General features: G+C 70.0%; 13 protein-coding genes. 8 read left to right on the plus strand and 5 right to left on the minus strand.

Annotated features, from left to right (window positions below; all coding sequences use genetic code 11):
• Positions 1-250: 250 nt before the first annotated feature.
• Both ABT123_RS25640 and ABT123_RS25645 read left to right on the plus strand, forming a co-directional pair.
• Positions 251-1,486 carry a PP2C family protein-serine/threonine phosphatase gene (locus ABT123_RS25640; protein ID WP_351318739.1) on the plus strand — a complete coding sequence of 412 codons (1,236 nt, stop codon included), beginning with the start codon at positions 251-253 and terminating at the stop codon, positions 1,484-1,486.
• A gap of 18 nt (positions 1,487-1,504) precedes the next feature.
• On the plus strand, positions 1,505-2,722 hold the full coding sequence (locus ABT123_RS25645) for a putative hexosyltransferase (RefSeq protein ID WP_351318741.1): 1,218 nt from the start codon (positions 1,505-1,507) through the stop codon (positions 2,720-2,722).
• Between the two features lie 11 nt (positions 2,723-2,733).
• Here the strand turns inward: ABT123_RS25645 and ABT123_RS25650 are convergent, their stop codons facing one another.
• Positions 2,734-3,699, minus strand: coding sequence for a glycosyltransferase family 2 protein (locus ABT123_RS25650; RefSeq protein WP_351318743.1), 966 nt, complete (start codon positions 3,697-3,699; stop codon positions 2,734-2,736).
• Between the two features lie 78 nt (positions 3,700-3,777).
• Positions 3,778-4,179, minus strand: a complete 402-nt coding sequence (locus ABT123_RS25655; RefSeq protein WP_351318745.1) for an SMP-30/gluconolactonase/LRE family protein — start codon at positions 4,177-4,179, stop codon at positions 3,778-3,780.
• A gap of 217 nt (positions 4,180-4,396) precedes the next feature.
• Between ABT123_RS25655 and ABT123_RS25660 the strand changes: the two genes are divergently transcribed.
• The 4 genes from ABT123_RS25660 to ABT123_RS25675 all read left to right on the plus strand — a co-directional run bounded on the left by ABT123_RS25660 (position 4,397) and on the right by ABT123_RS25675 (position 10,727).
• Positions 4,397-5,242 carry an alpha/beta fold hydrolase gene (locus ABT123_RS25660; protein WP_351318747.1) on the plus strand — a complete coding sequence of 282 codons (846 nt, stop codon included), beginning with the start codon at positions 4,397-4,399 and terminating at the stop codon, positions 5,240-5,242.
• 122 nt (positions 5,243-5,364) lie between these two features.
• Positions 5,365-9,123 (plus strand): S8 family peptidase, encoded by a 3,759-nt coding sequence (locus tag ABT123_RS25665; protein WP_351318749.1) that lies wholly within the window; start codon positions 5,365-5,367, stop codon positions 9,121-9,123.
• Positions 9,124-9,260: 137 nt separating this feature from the next.
• The gene (locus ABT123_RS25670; RefSeq protein ID WP_351318751.1) at positions 9,261-10,253 is read left to right on the plus strand and encodes a TrmB family transcriptional regulator; all 993 of its coding nucleotides are present in this window, start codon (positions 9,261-9,263) and stop codon (positions 10,251-10,253) included.
• Positions 10,254-10,334: 81 nt separating this feature from the next.
• Positions 10,335-10,727: a VOC family protein gene (locus tag ABT123_RS25675; protein WP_351318753.1), complete on the plus strand. Its 393-nt coding sequence runs from the start codon at positions 10,335-10,337 to the stop codon at positions 10,725-10,727.
• Positions 10,728-10,747: 20 nt separating this feature from the next.
• Here ABT123_RS25675 and ABT123_RS25680 read toward each other — a convergent pair whose 3' ends face one another.
• On the minus strand, positions 10,748-11,503 hold the full coding sequence (locus tag ABT123_RS25680; protein ID WP_351318755.1) for a dienelactone hydrolase family protein: 756 nt from the start codon (positions 11,501-11,503) through the stop codon (positions 10,748-10,750).
• 109 nt (positions 11,504-11,612) lie between these two features.
• Between ABT123_RS25680 and ABT123_RS25685 the strand changes: the two genes are divergently transcribed.
• The gene (locus ABT123_RS25685; RefSeq protein ID WP_351318757.1) at positions 11,613-12,104 is read left to right on the plus strand and encodes a MarR family winged helix-turn-helix transcriptional regulator; all 492 of its coding nucleotides are present in this window, start codon (positions 11,613-11,615) and stop codon (positions 12,102-12,104) included.
• 28 nt (positions 12,105-12,132) lie between these two features.
• Here the strand turns inward: ABT123_RS25685 and pdxR are convergent, their stop codons facing one another.
• Positions 12,133-13,557, minus strand: a complete 1,425-nt coding sequence (pdxR, locus tag ABT123_RS25690) for a MocR-like pyridoxine biosynthesis transcription factor PdxR (RefSeq protein WP_351318759.1) — start codon at positions 13,555-13,557, stop codon at positions 12,133-12,135.
• Positions 13,558-13,643: 86 nt separating this feature from the next.
• On the opposite strand from pdxR, the gene ABT123_RS25695 reads away from it, so the two are divergent.
• Positions 13,644-14,402, plus strand: coding sequence for a metallophosphoesterase (locus tag ABT123_RS25695; RefSeq protein ID WP_351318761.1), 759 nt, complete (start codon positions 13,644-13,646; stop codon positions 14,400-14,402).
• 33 nt (positions 14,403-14,435) lie between these two features.
• On the opposite strand, the gene ABT123_RS25700 is transcribed toward ABT123_RS25695, so the two are convergent.
• Positions 14,436-16,061, minus strand: coding sequence for an alpha/beta hydrolase (locus ABT123_RS25700; protein WP_351318763.1), 1,626 nt, complete (start codon positions 16,059-16,061; stop codon positions 14,436-14,438).
• Positions 16,062-16,145: the final 84 nt, after the last annotated feature.

The raw sequence follows: 16,145 nt of genomic DNA on the forward strand, positions 1-16,145 counted from the left end.
CGTTCGGTGCTGGGCGCCGACGGCGCCGGCGGGCTTGCCTTGTGATCCGGCGGCACCTGTCTTCTCGGTGCCGGTGCCGGTGCCGGTGCCGGTGCCGCAGGCGGTGGCCGCGCTGCCGGAGCAGGAGTGGCGCGAGCTCGCACCCGCCGTGCATCGCGGCACCAATGGCCCAGGACAGCAGGCAGGCACGCCGCGGGACTCCTAAATTGGCAGGAACACCCGCGACCAGCGGAAGGACCGGCACGGGCCCGTGGTAGCGCAGATCGATTACCAGGCGTTGTTCGCGGCCACACCCAGCCCGTATCTGGTGCTGGATCCCGAACTGGTGATCGTCGATGTCAACGACGCCTACCTGAGAGCGACCGAGCGGAGCCGGCCGGAGCTGGTCGGGCAGTACCTGTTCGATGCCTTCCCGGACAATCCGGGGGACCCCCAAGCGGACGGGGTACGGAACCTGGGGGCCTCACTGCACCGGGTCCTGCGGTCGAAGGATGCGGACACGATGGCGGTGCAGAAGTACGACATTCCCGTGGTTGCCCGGCCGGGGACCTTCGAGGAGCGCTGGTGGTCCCCGATCAACACCCCTGTGCTCGGGCCGGACGGGCAGGTGACGTGGATCATCCACCGGGTGGAGGACGTGACCGACTTTGTCCTCTCCCGCCCCAGCCACCTACGCGGCGGCGTGCCGGGCAAGCGGCAGGTGATGGAAGCCGAGTTGTACGCGCGCGCCCGGGAGCTGCAACGACTGAACGAGGAACTCCGCCAGGCGCATGCCCGGGAACGCCAGGTCGCCGTGACCCTGCAAGAGGCCATGCTGCACTCGCCCGACCTGGACCGGCACCGGAACGTGGTGGTGCGCTATCTGCCCGCGGTCGGGTCGCTGAATGTGTGCGGCGACTGGTACGACGTGGTCGACCTGCCCGGTGACTGCTTCGGTGTCGCGGTCGGCGACGTCGTCGGCCACGGCCTGGAGGCCGCCACCGTCATGGGCATGCTCCGCAGCGCACTGAGCGCCGCCACCAGGGCCCTCCTCGAGCCTGCCAAATCGTTGGAGGTCCTCGGGCTGTACGCCCGATCGGTCGAAGGAGCACTGGCCACCACCGCCGTCAAAGTCGTGATCGACACCCGTCGGCACCGGATCACCTACAGCAGCGCCGGCCACCCCCCGCCGGTCCTGGTGCACCCCGACGGCACGTTCGACCTGCTGGACCAGGCGACCGACCCGCCCCTGGGTGCCCGCCCCGAACACGTCCCTCGCCCCCAGGCCTCCTTGCCGTACGCCTCCGGTGACACCCTCGTCCTCTACACCGACGGGCTCATCGAACGCCGCAGCGAGGACATCGACGCCGGCCTGCACCGGCTCACCCAAGCCCTGTCCCGCTATGCAGGCATGAGCGCCATACAGCTCGCGGACGCCCTGCTGTCCCACCTCGGCGTGGCCGGCGGCGCCCGCGACGACATCGCCCTGGTCGTCGTGCGCCTCTGACCCCGGGGGGATTCTTCGATGTCTGACTCTGCGTTGGCGGAACTGGCGGAACCCACCCGGCCGGCGCGCCGCGATTGGCGCTGTGGCCTGCTGCCGCCCGTTGCCGCGTGGGTGGTCACCAACCTCATCACCTGGATGGTCGCGAAAGCAGCCAATGTGGCCTATTGGTCCACGGACGGTCGCCACCGCTGGGATTCCGGACATTACCTGTCGATCGCCAAGACCGGCTACGAGATGTACTGGTGCCGGGAGCGCCACCCGGATTTTCGCGATGTCATGTGCGGAAATGTCGCCTGGTTTCCCGGGTACCCCATGTCCGTCCGGGCGGTTTCTGCCACCGGGCTTTCCTACGAGATATCTGCGGTTGTCGTCACCGAAGTGTCCCTGTTCGGCATGTTCGCGGTGCTGTGGTGGTTGCTCGGCGCCCGGCTCGGCTGGGCCACCGGCCTCACCCTCGCCATCGGTACCGTATTCCCGGGCGGTATTTATCTCCATGCGATGTTCCCGATTGCCACCGGAACGTTGGCGCTGCTCGTCTGTATCGCCGGAGTGAAGCGCGGTTCCTGGTTATTGGCTGCTGCCGGTGGTTTTGTGGCGACTGCCTGCCATCCTGTCGGCGCGGTCGCTGTCGGCATGCTGCTGTTGAGCGCGTTCTTCGCCTGGCAGAGGGACACGTGGCCGGTACGGTTCGTGAAGGCCGGGTCGTCGGCAGCTCTCGCCGGCTGCGGCGTGTTCTGGGCCAAATGGCTGATGTGGCAGGCAACGGGCCGCTGGGACGCGTACGAGATCATCCAGGAGTCCAGTTACCAGCAGGGCGATCTGCGTCAACCCTTCGACGAGATGCGGAAGGCCTACGAGTTCCCGTTCAGCGACTGGTACAGGCCCGAGGGGCACCTGCCGTGGCTGGTGGACCACGCTCTTGCCGCGCACCGGACCCAGCTCTGGCTGAACATCGCCTTCCTGCTGCTCGTCCTGGCGACGGCCGCGGTTCTGCTCATCCGGAACCATCGGCTCGCCGTCGAGGAATGGGCCGCCCTGATCCTGACGGTGGCAATTTTCTCGCTGCCGTTCTTCGCCGGTGCGGAAATGTCTTGGTACCGCAACCATGCGCAGATGTTCGTCGCGCTGATTCTGGTCAGGCACATGCACCGGTGGATTCAGGTGACACTGTTGGGGTTCTGCTCGATCCAGTATGCGCTCTTGGGGGCGATGTTCTTCGCCGGTGTGCTGGTGTAACCGGTAACCGATCACTGCTGGTCTTCGTCTGTGTCGCGAGCGACGCAATAGGTGGGCCGGGCCTGGACGGCAGTGTAAATGCGGGCCACGTACTCGCCGAGCATTCCCAGGCAGAAGAGTTGGACAGCCCCGAAGAACAGGACCGTGATGATCAAGGAAGTCCAGCCGGGCAGGGTGCTTCCCGTGGCGTAGACGACGAGGGTCCAGACGAGAAACGCGAGGCAGACGACGAGACTGAACGCTCCGATGACCGTGGACAGGCGCAGGGGGACTGCCGAGAAGCTGGTGATGCTGTCCCATGCCAACAGGGTCATTTTGCGTAAGGGATATTTGGTGGTGCCGGCCACCCGATCTCCGCGCCGATAGGCGATCTGGCCGCTGGGGAAGCCGAGCCAGGGGATGAGCAGACGGTAGATCTGCTGCTGGTCGGGGAGGGTCTTGAGGGTTTCCACGACAGGGCGGGACAGCAGGCGGAAGTCACCGGCGTGGGCGGGGACGAAGGTGCCGGCCAGGCGGCGCATCAGCCAGTAGTAGGCGGAGGCCGTCCGACGTTTGAATCCGGTGTCGGTGGAGCGGTCGATGCGGACGCCGTGGACGATGTCCAGACCGTCTGCGCGGGCGAGGGCAAGCATGTCGGGGATGACTTCCGGCGGGTCCTGGAGGTCCGCGTCCATGCTGATCACATGGGCGCCGCGGGCACGGTGCAATCCGGCGGTGAGGGCGGCTTGGTGGCCGCTGTTGCGCCGGAGGGTCACGATGCGCAGCTCGGGCCAGACCGTGTGCAGATCCTCCAGCAGCGGGGGAGTCCGGTCGGTCGAGCCGTCGTCGACGGCGAGCACCTCGTACGGTTCGCCGCACGCGTCCAGGACCGGCCGGAGCCGCTCCGCCAGCACAGGCAGGACCTCCTCCTCGTTGAAGATGGGCACCACGACCGACAGAGCGATCGCTTCCCTGCGTGTGTCCTGCACAGCAGTCATGATGCGCGAAGCGGCTGAAACCGGCATTCTGAGAAACCGCAGCGGTGGAGCCTCGACAGACGGGCCCCGGCCCCGGGCTTAGGGCACGACCTTGCCGACGCCGCCCAGGGCCTGGGCGGCGCGCTGGTCGATCTGCCACAGCTGGCCTTCACGGTTGCTGACGTAGATCCAGCCGTTGACGGTGTCCAGCGCGAGGCCCTCGCACGTCCCCAGGCCGGTGGCCACCACGCGCTGCGCGCCGTCCGCCAGGGTGTTCTCGTACAGGCTCCCGCTCGCGTGGTCGATGGTGTACGCCCGGCCGACGCCGTCGAGGGCGACGCGGATGGTGCTCGCCCCGGCAAGGCTCGTCACGACGCGGTGGGTGCGGTCGGCCAGGTCGACCTCGTGCAGCTTGCCGCCGCCGTCCTTCCGGCCGACGTACGCCTTGCCGCGCCCGTCCAGAGCCACTCCGGCGATGCCCTGCCCCAGACCGGTGGCCATAGTGCCCTTCTGACCGCCCGGCAGGTCGACCGGGATCAGCTGTCCGTCGGTCCAGTTGACGACGTGGGCCCTGCCTGCTGGCTTCAGCCGAGTGTTCGACTCCGCCGCGCAGCAGTTCGCCCTGGAACATGGCCAGTTGAGCCTTGAACGGTTGCCAAGTGATCTTGACGGCCAGTAGGTTTCTGGCGACCTCGCACACCTTGTTGGGAGCACAACCATGCCCACTCTCACCGCGCCCGACGGCACCGAGCTTGCCTACCGCGTCCTCGGCGAGGGCGCCGGCGCCCCCGTGGTCTGCCTGCCCGGTGGACCGATGCGGGACTCCGTCTACCTCGGCGACCTCGGTGGACTCCCCGACCGCCGCCGGCTGATCGTGGCCGACCAGCGGGGCGCCGGACTGTCCGCGACGCCGGAGGACCCCGCCAGCTACCGCTGCGACCGCCTGGTCGGCGATGTCGAGCTGCTGCGCGTACACCTCGGCCTCGACCGCATGGACCTGCTCGCGCACTCCGCCGCCGCCAACCTCGCGGTGCGGTACGCGGAGCAGTACCCGCACCGCATCGGCCGGCTCGCCCTCATCACGCCTGGCACCGACGCCGTCGGCCTGACGGTCACCGGTCAGGACCGGCGCGAGGTCGGGCTGCTCCGCAAGGACGAGCCCTGGTTCGCCGCGGCATCGGCAGCCTTCGACGCCATCGATGCGGGCGAAGCCAAGGCCGAGGACTGGGTGACCATCGCACCCTTCCTCTACGGCCGTTGGGACGAGGCCGCGCAGGCCCACCGGGCCGCCGAAGAGGTCCAGTGGAACGCTGCGGCGGCCGAAGTCTTCGGATCCGAGGGAGCCTTCGCCCCGGACGCCACCCGGGCGTCCATCGCCGCGCTCGATGCGCCGGTCCTGGTCCTCGCCGGGGAGTTCGACCTGGCCTCACCCCCGCAGGTACTGGCCCGCTTCGCCGAACTGTTCCCGCGCGCCGAGTTCGTCGTCCAGCCGGGCGCGGGCCACTACCCGTGGCTGGATGACGCGGACCGGTTTGTGTCGACCACCACGAGGTTCCTCGACTGACACCCGAATTCTGCCTTTATGTCGGCTTTTCTCGGTCTTACGGCTGACAAATGCTTGCCATGGCGGAGACTTGCCACCGTCTGGCCTTCACGTCGGCGCCACCGGGTCGATAGACCCATGGCATGTTCTCCTCCTCACACTCTTCCGCCTCCGGGCGCAGGCGCTGGCGCCGGCAGCTGATCTCGGCCGCCACCGCGGTTCCGCTGCTGGCGTCGGGGCTCGCAGTTCTGCAAGCACCCGCACACGCCGCCCCGGGCAAGCCGACCCCGCCCACCCGTCCCGCCCAGCCCGCCCAGCCCTCGGCAACCCACAAGGTCACCCTGGTCACCGGCGACGTCGTCACGGTCACCACGATGGCCGACGGCAAGCAGATGGCCGACGTCGACCGGCCGGACAGCGCCGTCGGTGGCGTGAAGATCCAGGAGATCAAGGGCGACCTGTTCGTCATCCCGGACGAGGCCGCGCCGCTGCTGGGCACGGACAAGCTGGACCGGCGGCTGTTCAACGTCACCGACCTGATCGAGATGGGCTACGACGACGCGAAGTCGCCCGCGGTCCCGCTGATCGCCATGTACCCCGCCCCGTCGAAGTCCCGCGCGGCCGTCGAGCCGACGGCACCCCGGGGCAGCAAGCTGACCCGGAAGCTCAAGGACATCCACGGCGCCGTGCTCAGCACCGAGAAGGGGCAGGCCCGTACCTTCTGGAACTCCGTCGCGCCGCAGGGCAGCGCAACGCTGGGCGCCGGAGTGGCGAAGCTGTGGCTCGACGGCCGGGTGAAGGCCCAGCTGAAGGAGAGCGTGCCGCTGACCGGCGCGCCCGCGGCATGGGCGGCCGGCTACACCGGCAAGGGCGTCAAGGTCGCCGTGCTCGACACCGGCATCGACGTCAACCACCCCGACTTCGCCGGCCTGATCGACGGCACCGCCAGCTTCGTACCGGGCGAGGCCGTCACCGACGTCAACGGGCACGGCACCCACGTGGCCGGCACGATCGTCGGCTCGGGCGCCGCCTCCGGAGGCGACAACAAGGGCATCGCCCCCGGCGCCGACCTGTTCGTCGGCAAGGTGCTCGGCGGCAAGGAGGGCTACGGCCAGGACTCCTGGGTCATGGCCGGCATGCAGTGGGCCGCCGAGTCCGGCGCGGACGTCGTCAACATGAGCCTCGGCGACTCCTATCCGACGGACGGCAGCGACCCCATGTCGCAGACCGTCGACGCGCTGTCCGCGAAGCACGGCACGCTGTTCGTGATAGCCGCCGGCAACTCGGGCCCGGAGAGCATCTCCGCCCCGGGCGCCGCCGCCGCGGCGCTGACCGTGGCCGCCACGGACAAGCAGGACCAGCTCGCGAACTTCTCCAGCACCGGCCCGCTGGCCCACTCCGGCGGCATGAAGCCGGACATCGCGGCGCCCGGCGTGGACATCACCGCGGCCCGCTCGCAGGAGATGACCGACGGCGGTACGGGCCCCTACCGCACCATCAGCGGTACCTCGATGGCCACCCCGCACGTGGCCGGCGCGGCGGCGATCCTGGCCCAGCAGCACCCGGACTGGACCGGCGCACAGCTCAAGGAACACCTGATGAGCACGGCCAAGGGCCTGGACGCCGGCTACTCGCCGTACGAGGTCGGCACCGGCCGTCTCGACGTGGCCGCCGCCGTGCGCGCCACCGTCCGCGGCACCGGATCGCTCTTCTTCGGCAACTACACCTGGCCGCACGAGCCGAGCGACGTCGCCGTCACCAAGGACCTGACCTTCACCAACACCGGTTCCGCCGACGTCAAGCTGAACCTGGCGCTGACCGGCGGCGGCCCGTTCCGAGTCGGCGCCACCACGGTGACCGTCCCGGCGGGCGGCACCGCCGTCGTCCCGGTGACCGGTGACCCGCAGGCCGCCTCCACAGGCCGGCAGGTCGGCTACGTGACGGCCGCCGACGCGGCCACCGGACAGCCGGTGACCCGCACCTCCCTGGCACTGATCGAGGAGGACGAGCGCTACGACCTGAACATCAAGCTGGTCGGCCGGGACGGCAAGCCCGCCACCGGCCGGGTCTCCATCAACCTCGCCGGCGACGGCTCGCCGTGGTCCGTCCAGGTCAACGGCTCGACCACCATGCGCATGGCACCCGGCCTGTACACCGTCGCGGCGCACCTCGACGTGGCCGGCGAGCAGGCGGACCGCTCGGGTGTGGCCGTGCTGGTCGACCCGGAGACCGTACTCAAGGACCGCTCCGCGGACGTCGTGCTGGACGCGAGCAAGGCACGCCTGCTGCAGACCGAGGCGCCGGAGCGCACCGAGGACCGCCAGCGCAAGGTCGACTTCAACGTCCACTACCGGGGCCTCGACCCGTACTTGGACTACCGCAGCGCGTACGTGCTGCCGCCGACGTACGACGACGTCTACGTCGCCCCGACGGAGGCGATGAAGCAGGGCGAGTTCATGCTGACCACCCGCTGGCGCAAGGGCGAGCCGCAGTTCGGCCTGAGCGCACTGGCGGGCCGGGTCCACTTCGAGACACGGGTGCAGGCGGGCAGCGCCCTGGGCACCGCCACGGACACGGTGCACGCCGTCTACGCGGGCAACGGCGCGAAGGCCGCGTACGAGAAGATCAACGCCAAGGGCAAGATCGCCGTCATCGAGCGCAGCGACGAGGTCTCGCCGCAGGAGCGCACCGAGGCCGCGGTTGCGGCCGGCGCCAAGGCGCTGATCGTGGTCAACGACGGTGTCGGTGTCCTCATGGAGTACGTCGGCCAGTCGGCCATCCCGGTCGCCACCGTGCACCGCGGCGAGGGCAGGGCCCTCATCGCGATGGCCAAGGCCGGCGTCGTCAAACTGACCGCGAAGCAGACCGAGCACACGCCGTTCGTCTACGACCTGACCCGGAACTACCCTGGCCAGGTGCCGGACCGGGCCCTGGTCTACAAGCCGTCCAAGGCAGACCTCGCCCGGATCGACGCCCGCTACTACGAGGCCGCGGGCGGCCGGCTCGCGGAAGGCTACCGGGCCGACTTCACCCTCAGCCCGTCGGTCAACATCCCCGAGCTGGAGTGGCACCCGGGCACCCGCACCGAGTGGGTGACCCCGGGCCAGGTCTGGCGGGAGTTCCACACGCAGGGCATCGACGGAGCCCTGCCGTGGTCGATGGTGTCCGGCGACAACACGTACGCCAAGGGCAGCACCACCCGGCTGGACTGGTTCGCCCCGGCGATCCGGCCCGGCCAGAGCGAGGCCTTCGGCGTGTACAACTCCCGCTGGCAGAACTACATGACCTGGAACGTGCAGGCATGGGCCTCCGCCAGCGACTCCATGCGGCTCGGCGGCTACCTGCCGTGGGGTGAGACACCGTCCCGCCTGCAGGTCTTCCAGGGCGACCGGCTGATCCACGACAACCGGGTCGGCGGAGACATGCAGTGGCAGGAGGTGCCGGCGGGCAACCTGCCCTACCGCGCCGTCCTCGACGTGGAACGGCCCGGTGACGTCTTCCGGCTGTCGACCCGCACCCACACCGAGTGGACCTTCATGTCCGACACCGTCGACTCGGACTCCTTCGAGCCCTTCTCGGCGCTGAACCTGGACTACAAGCTGGAGTCGGACCTCCGCGGCGACGTCAAGGCGAACGCGCCCCAGGAGATCGCCCTCAAGCCGGTGTCCACGGACCGCGGCACCGTGCCGGGCAAGGTCACCACGGTGAAGCTGGACGTCTCCTACGACGACGGCGGCACCTGGCAGAAGGTGACCCTGACCAAGGGCCCCAAGGGCACTTGGAAGGGATCGTTCCGAACGGCCGGGAAGCCCGGCGGCTTCGTCTCCCTCCGCGCGAGCGCCGGGACGGACCGCGGCTTCAGCGTCAAGAACGAGATCATCCGGGCGTACGGCCTGCGATGAACCACACCGTTGGGCCCCGGGGCGGCGACTCCCCGGGGCCCTTCCCGTCGCACCCGCTCCCAGCAGGCACTCTTCAGGGTCTGCCGCCATGGCGGATAGTCTTCCCGCAGCGGCAAGCGGAAGAGAGTCGGTCGCCGATGCTGGATGTACTGGGCCTCGAACCCGATGACGAGTGCGTCTACCGGGCGCTGCTCGGACGGCCGAATTCCACCGCGACCCTGCTGTCGGACCTGCTCGCCCTGTCGGAGGCCCACCTCGACAAGGCGCTGTCCCGCCTGGTCGGGTGGGGCCTCGTGACCAGGTCGGCGGACGGGGAGTTCACCGCCGCGCCGCCGGCCATGGCCCTCGGCGCCCTCATCAGCGAGCGTCGGTACGGGCTGCGCATGGCCGAGCAGGCGCTGGTGACCTTCGCCGAGGAACACCGGGCGGCGATGACCGGGAACAGCATCGGCGACCTGATCGAGGTCGTGACGGGCATCGACGCCATCCGGCATCGCTTCCTCCAGGTGCAGCAGGCGGCCCGCACGCAGGTCCGCTCCTTCATCACCGCACCGTTCATCGCTCTGCCGCCCGACGAGAACACGGCCGAGCCCGTGGCCCTCGGCCGCGGCGTGCAATTCCGGGCGGTCCTGGACCGGGCCGTGCTGGCAGAGCCGGGCATCATCGCCGACGCGATCGCTTCCTTGCACAAGGGAGTGCAGCTGCGGGTCGCCGACGAGCTGCCGATGAAACTCGTACTGGCCGACGCCGACCTCGGCCTCGTCCCCCTCGCGGTCACACCGGGCGGCGAGCCCGGCGCCGTACTGCTGCACCGCAGCGGCCTGCTGGACGCGCTGGATGCGCTGTTCGAGACGGTATGGCGATCCGCCCACCCGCTCGAACTGTCGGGCACCGGCGGAGAACCCGAACCCACCGTCGAGGTCGGCCGGAACGGCCCGACCGACCTCGACCGGAGGATCCTCGCCCTCCTCCTGGCCGGCCTGACCGACCAGACGGCCGCGACCCAACTCGGCCTGTCACCGCGCACACTGCACCGCCGCCTGCGCCGCCTCATGGACATGGCCGGAGTCCGGACCCGGATGCAGCTCGGCGGCTACGCCGTCCGGCACGGCTGGACAGAGTCACACTGACGGTCCTGTGCCACTGAGGGTCCGGAGCCGGGAGGGCCGCTACAGTGCCACGACCGTCCGGACCGGAGGAGAGAGCACCCCATGAAGATCCGTCTGACCAGCGTCTTCGTCAACGACCAGGCCGAGGCCCTGCGCTTCTACACCGAGATCCTCGGCTTTGTGAAGAAGCACGACGTCCCGGTGGGCGAGAAGGACCGGTGGCTGACCGTGGTCTCGCCCGACGAGCCCGGCGGCACCGAACTCCTCCTGGAGCCCGCCGGCCACCCGGCCGCCAGGACCTACCGCGACACGCTCGTCAAGGACGGCATCCCGCTCGCCCAGTTCGCCGTCGACGACGTGGCGGGGGAGTACGAGCGCCTGCGCGGCCTCGGCGTCCGCTTCACCCAGGAGCCCATGGAGATGGGCCCGGTCACCACCGCCGTCTTCGACGACACCTGCGGCAACCTGATCCAGATCGCGACCCTGTCGCAGTAGCGCGTCGCCGTCGGGGTACGTCAGCCGGTGGCCAGGGTGCGGTCCAGCAGGGCGAGCAGACGGTCCCAGTGGCGCTGCAGCGCGGCGGGGTTGAAGGCGTCGGTGTCGGACATGGTGAAGCCGTGGACGGTGCCGGGGTAGACCTCGGTGGAGTAGCCGACCCCCGCGGCGTCGAAGGCCTTGTTGAGCTCGCTGATGGCCTCGGGCGTCAGATCTCCTTCGGCGAGACCGAGGTGGACCTGGGCGGTGAGCTCGGAGACAAGGCGGTGCGGGCTGTCGGGCGCGTCGGTGACCAGGAGGCCGGGGTGGAATCCGGCGACGGCGGCCACCCGGTCGGGGTGGGCCGTTGCGGTGCGCATCGCCAGGGCGGCGCCCAGGCAGTAGCCGATCGTGGCGACCGGTCCCGCGCTGACCTCGGGCTGGGCTGTGAGGAACCGGAGGTAGGCGTCGGCGTCGCGCAGGACGCGTTCGGTGGTGTGCGCCTCGACCAGGGGCATCAGCCGGGCGAAGACCGCGGGCCGGACCTCTGCTCCGATGTGCTCGGGAAGTTCGGTCACCGGTGCGGGGCCGTGCCGGTAGTAGAGGTTGGGGACGAGCACGTAGTACCCGTGCCCGGCCAGTTCGCGGGCCTTCGCCTCCAGCTCGGGCCGCAGGCCGAAGGCGTCCGGGTACATCAGCACCCCCGGGTGCTGCTCGGCACGGTCGGGGAAGGCGGCGAAGGCGTCGGCCTGGCCGTCTGCGGTGGGTATCTGCACGGGCTTGGTCTTGGTGGGCAAGATCGTCCTTCCTTGGAGTTCGCTCGATAAACGTTTATTCCACTAACGTTTTCGGCACGAGTGAACGTATATCGTTAGTCGAACTAACGCAACGGGTAGAGTGGGTGCCATGATCGGAGACGAAGCCGCGGACGGGCCCGACGCCGGCGCGCCCGGCGCACCTGGGACGCCCGACAGGCTGCGCCGGCGGGCGAGCCGACTGCTGTCGCAGCTGACCATGCGGTCGGACCGCCTGATCGCCGAGGGGCTGGCCCGGGCCGACGCCCGCAATTGGCATTACGCCGTGCTCGCCTCACTGCAGGACCTCGGGCCGGGCAGCCAGGCGGAGCTGAGCAGGCGCTCCGGCATCTTCCGCAGCGATATGGTCGGGGTGCTCAACGAACTGGCCGAGCGTGACCTCGTCGAGCGGGCACCGGATCCCGACGACCGGCGCCGCAACATCATCACCATCTCCCCCCGAGGCCGCCGCCACCTGCGCCTCCTCGACAAGGTCGTGGACGACCTCCACGACGAACTGCTCGCGCCGCTGAGTCCGGTCGAACGCGACCAGCTCGTGCAGTTGCTCACCCGCCTGCTGGACCACCACACCCGGACCTCCTGAGCCGCCGCACAGCGGCGTCAGATGAGCGTCAGCTCAAGGCGTCCGCCAAGGCCGAGGACAAGGCACCCAAGGCGATGGGGTACCCGTGCTCGGAGGGAGCGGCAAAGCCGATCAGCAGACCCTCCGGTGTGTCTGCCGTGGGCCGGTGGTGCAGTTCGGTGAGGCCCCTCAATGCGATGCCCCGATCTGCACAGTCGGCCAGCAGCCGGCGTTCGGTGATTCCGCCGGGCGGGAGGGTGACGAGGGTGTGCAGGCCGGCCGGGACGCCGTGGGGGACGAGGGCCGGGAAGTCGGCCAGCCGTTCGATGAGTAGTGCACGGCGGCGCCGGTACCGCAGGCGGGCTGCGCGGATATGGCGCTCGTACGCGTGCGTGGTGATCAGTTCGGCGAGGACGAGTTGGCCGATGGTCTCGGTGTACAGATCGGCCTCGGCCTTGGCCTTCACGATCGGGCCGACCAGGTGGCGCGGCAGAACCAGCCACGCCAACCGGAGGGCGGGACCGAGGGTCTTGGATACGGTGCCGCAGTACACCACCTGGCCGGGAGAGATGCCTTGGAGGGCCCCGACAGGCTGCCGGTCGTAGCGGAACTCTCCGTCGTAGTCGTCTTCCACGACCAGGCCGCCGGTGGTCCGTGCCCATTCGCACAGCGACTGACGGCGGTCGGGATGCAGCGGCACTCCGGTCGGGTACTGGTGCGACGGAGTGACCACCACTGCCCCGATGTCCCGCCCGAGCGAGCCGACGCGGGCCCCCCACGCATCGACGGTCAGAGCCGGGGTGGCCAGTCCGGAGCGCTGGACGACCTCGCGATAGGCGTTGTGGCCCGGGTCCTCCATGGCAACGGCAGTGATGCCGCTCGCCTTCAGCACTCGGCTCAGCAGTCCCACGGACTGGTGGAAACCCGAGGTGATCACGACCCGGTCCGGTGTGGTCAGCACTCCCCGGGTCCGGCCGAGGTAGTCGGCCACCGCGGCACGCAGCCGATACTGCCCCTGAGGATCCCCGGCACCGAAGATCCGGGCAGGAGCGGACCCCAGTACGCGGCGGCACGCACGGAGCCAGGCCTGGACGGGGAAGGCGCTCACATCGGGAAGCCCGGGTCGCAGGTCGTAACGGGGCGGCTGTTCGGGGGTGGCCGGGGTGGCCGGGACGGCCGGGGAAGGATCGCCACCGGGTACGTCGGCGACGCGCGTGCCCGACCCGGGGCGCACAGCCAGGTAACCCTCCTCGGCCAGCTGCTGGTAGGCCGCACTCACCGTGCCGCGCGAGAGCCCCAGCTCCTCGGCCAGCCCACGGGTGGACGGCAAGGGTGTCCCCGGTCTCAGGCGTCCCGATCGAACCGCCTGGCGCAGTGCGGACTCCAACCCCGAACGCCGGCCGCCCCCGGTGCCGGTGCCGATGGCGATGTCGATATGGAGGTCGAATCCGAAACTGGACCAATCATTCGGCATGAAACCGGATCTTACGTGTGGTCCAGTCGCCGGTTAGGTTCACCGGACCAGCCCAGACCGCCTCTCGGAAGGGACAGGCCCGACCCGTGATCGTGATAGCCCATCTCAGCGACACCCATATCGACGGCCGGCAGCGCAGCATCGACCGCACCAGGGCGGTCATGGACCACTTGGACGCCCTTCCCTACGATCTCGACGCCGTCGTGGTGACCGGCGACATTGCCGACCACGGACTGCCGGCCGAGTACGAACAGGCCCGGGAACTGCTGAACTCCCGGCACCCGGTCCTGGTGTGCCCGGGAAACCACGACGAGCGCAGCGCCTTCCGCCGGTACCTGCTCGGGGAGCCCGCCTCGACGGCTCCCGTCAACCGGGTTCATCGCACGACCGCCTTCGTCCTCGCACTGTGCGACTCCTCAGTGCCGGGGAAGGACGAAGGGTTCATCGAGGACGACACCCTGCTCTGGCTGGAGGACGTTCTCACCCGAACGCCGGGCAATGTGCCCGTACTCCTCGGCTTCCACCACCCGCCGGCCCTGCTGCACAGTCCCTACATCGACAGCCTCCGCCAGTTCGAGGAACACCGGCTCGCCGCCCTGGTCGACCGCTTTCCCAACATCGCCGCACTCATCTGCGGCCACGCCCACACCGCAGCAACGACCACCTTCGCAGGCAAGCCTCTGGTCGTCGCACCCGGTGTCGTCTCCACCCTCAGACTCCCCTGGGAGCGCTACTCCCACCCGGCAGATCATGTTCACCTCGACCTGCCTCCGGCCCTCGCCTTCCACGTTCTGGACGACGCAGGACGGCTGACCACCCACTACCGGAGCGTTGCCGTCAGCTGACGGAGAGCCCGGTGCCGGTGCCGGTGCCAGTGCTCAGCGGAGGACGGGGATTACATCGCGCGTCTCGTCGACCTCGATGCCCGCGGTGCTGCGGCCGAGCGATCCCGGAGGCTTCTCGTCCGCACAGACGGTGCCCCGTGCGGGCAGCGCCAGGGTGGCGAGGTAGTCCGTGACCAGGGCGCTGACGCATGCGCTCCGGTTGTACGCGGTGTGTCCTTCACCGGCGAAGGTCAGCAGCCGTCCGTTGTCCAGCGTCCCGGCGAGGGTCACAGCGTCCCGGTACGGGGTGTCCGGGTCCCCGGTCGTCCCCAGGACCAGGATCGGGGCGGAACCGGCCGCCCGGTAGGAGCCCTCGAAGCGGCTCGAGCGCTCCACCGGCCACTGGGCGCAGGTGGGCGCGTGGTTGTGGTCGTAGGTGGGTGGTCCGAGACCGATGGGGGGTCCCAGCAGCGGAGCGGCGGCGGCCTGGGAGCTGACCCGCTTGTCCAGGAGCAGGGGGCTGGTGGGATAGACGCGGTCGGCGCACTCGACGGCCATGTTGACGTTGAGGAAGTCGAAGGACGCGGGCGAGGGCGGGGACAGCAGGAACGAACCCTGGCGTGCCTGGGCCGCCCGCAGGGCCTGTCCCAGTCCGGGCCAGATCACCTTGCCCGCGTTGATGTTGAACATCAGGCGGTAGGCGAGGGTGTAGCCGGTGGCCGGGCGTCCGCTCGCGGTGATGACCGGATCGGCGTCCAGTGCCCGCTTGAGCTGTTCGAAGGCCTGTCGCGGCCGGCCTTCGCCGAATCCGCAGGTGGTGGCGTTCTGCGCGCACCAGTCCAGGAACCGGCCGACCGCCGCGTCCAGGGCGACGAACTGCTCGGCGTCGTAGGCGTAGGGGACGTCGGCATAGAGCCGCGGATCGTAGGCCCCGTCCAGGACCATGGCGCGGACGCGCCGCGGGAACTGCGCGGCGTAGACGGTGCCGACATAGCTGCCGAAGGAACGGCCGTAGAAGGAGAGCGTCTCCTCGCCGAGGGCCTGGCGGAGCAGGTCGATGTCCTTGGCGTTCGAGCCGGTGCCGACGAACGGTACGAGGTCTCCGGAGCGTTGCCGACAGGCGGTGGCGAAGTCGAGGCCCTGCCGGACGGCGCCCTGGAGGGCTCCCGGGCCGGGTGCGCCACGGGCGCCATCGACGGCGGCGGAGTACTCCTCGTCGTTCCAGCACTCCACCTGTCCGCTGCGCTGCACGCCGCGCATGTCGTACCCGACGACGTCGAAGGCGTCACGGAGGGAGGCGGGGAGCGCGTCGTAGCTGTTACGGGCGAAGTCCACGCCGGAGTTGCCGGGTCCGCCGGGGTGCAGCAGCAGGACACCGGTGCGGTGGGCCCGGTCGGCCGCGAGCCGCCGGGTGACGGAGAGGGGGATCGTACGCCCGGTGGGCTCGCGGTAGTCCAGCGGCACCCGGGCGGTCGCACACTCGAAACCGTCCCCCGGGCCCGGGCCGTCGCAGGGACCCCAGGACAGGACGGGGACGGGTGGGACGGGTGGGGCGGCCGGGGTGGTCGCCGTGGTGGCCCCGGGCGGCGCGGCCCCGAGGAGCGCGGTGACCGCGATCAGGACGAGGGATATGCCCCACACCACTCGGTTCTGCGCGTCATCAGCCGAACGGGTCTGCATGCGGCGATCCTCCGTCGGGGTGCTGCGGAACGGACGACAACGAAGCCGCCGGCCGCCACCCGAGTCGGCCCACCGGCAACACCC

It is taken from the genome of Streptomyces sp. NPDC002054 (genome assembly GCF_040296685.1).
GTDB lineage: Bacteria > Actinomycetota > Actinomycetes > Streptomycetales > Streptomycetaceae > Streptomyces.

Excerpts from the sequence above, each read along its gene's own strand:
- ABT123_RS25645 (WP_351318741.1), top strand. The coding sequence starts at position 1,505 with ATGTCTGACTCTGCGTTGGCGGAACTGGCGGAACCCACCCGGCCGGCG.
- ABT123_RS25650 (WP_351318743.1), bottom strand. The coding sequence starts at position 3,699 with ATGACTGCTGTGCAGGACACACGCAGGGAAGCGATCGCTCTGTCGGTC.
- ABT123_RS25655 (WP_351318745.1), bottom strand. The coding sequence starts at position 4,179 with ATGGCCACCGGTCTGGGGCAGGGCATCGCCGGAGTGGCTCTGGACGGG.
- ABT123_RS25660 (WP_351318747.1), top strand. The coding sequence starts at position 4,397 with ATGCCCACTCTCACCGCGCCCGACGGCACCGAGCTTGCCTACCGCGTC.
- ABT123_RS25665 (WP_351318749.1), top strand. The coding sequence starts at position 5,365 with ATGTTCTCCTCCTCACACTCTTCCGCCTCCGGGCGCAGGCGCTGGCGC.
- ABT123_RS25670 (WP_351318751.1), top strand. The coding sequence starts at position 9,261 with ATGCTGGATGTACTGGGCCTCGAACCCGATGACGAGTGCGTCTACCGG.
- ABT123_RS25675 (WP_351318753.1), top strand. The coding sequence starts at position 10,335 with ATGAAGATCCGTCTGACCAGCGTCTTCGTCAACGACCAGGCCGAGGCC.
- ABT123_RS25685 (WP_351318757.1), top strand. The coding sequence starts at position 11,613 with ATGATCGGAGACGAAGCCGCGGACGGGCCCGACGCCGGCGCGCCCGGC.
- pdxR (WP_351318759.1), bottom strand. The coding sequence starts at position 13,557 with ATGCCGAATGATTGGTCCAGTTTCGGATTCGACCTCCATATCGACATC.
- ABT123_RS25700 (WP_351318763.1), bottom strand. The coding sequence starts at position 16,061 with ATGCAGACCCGTTCGGCTGATGACGCGCAGAACCGAGTGGTGTGGGGC.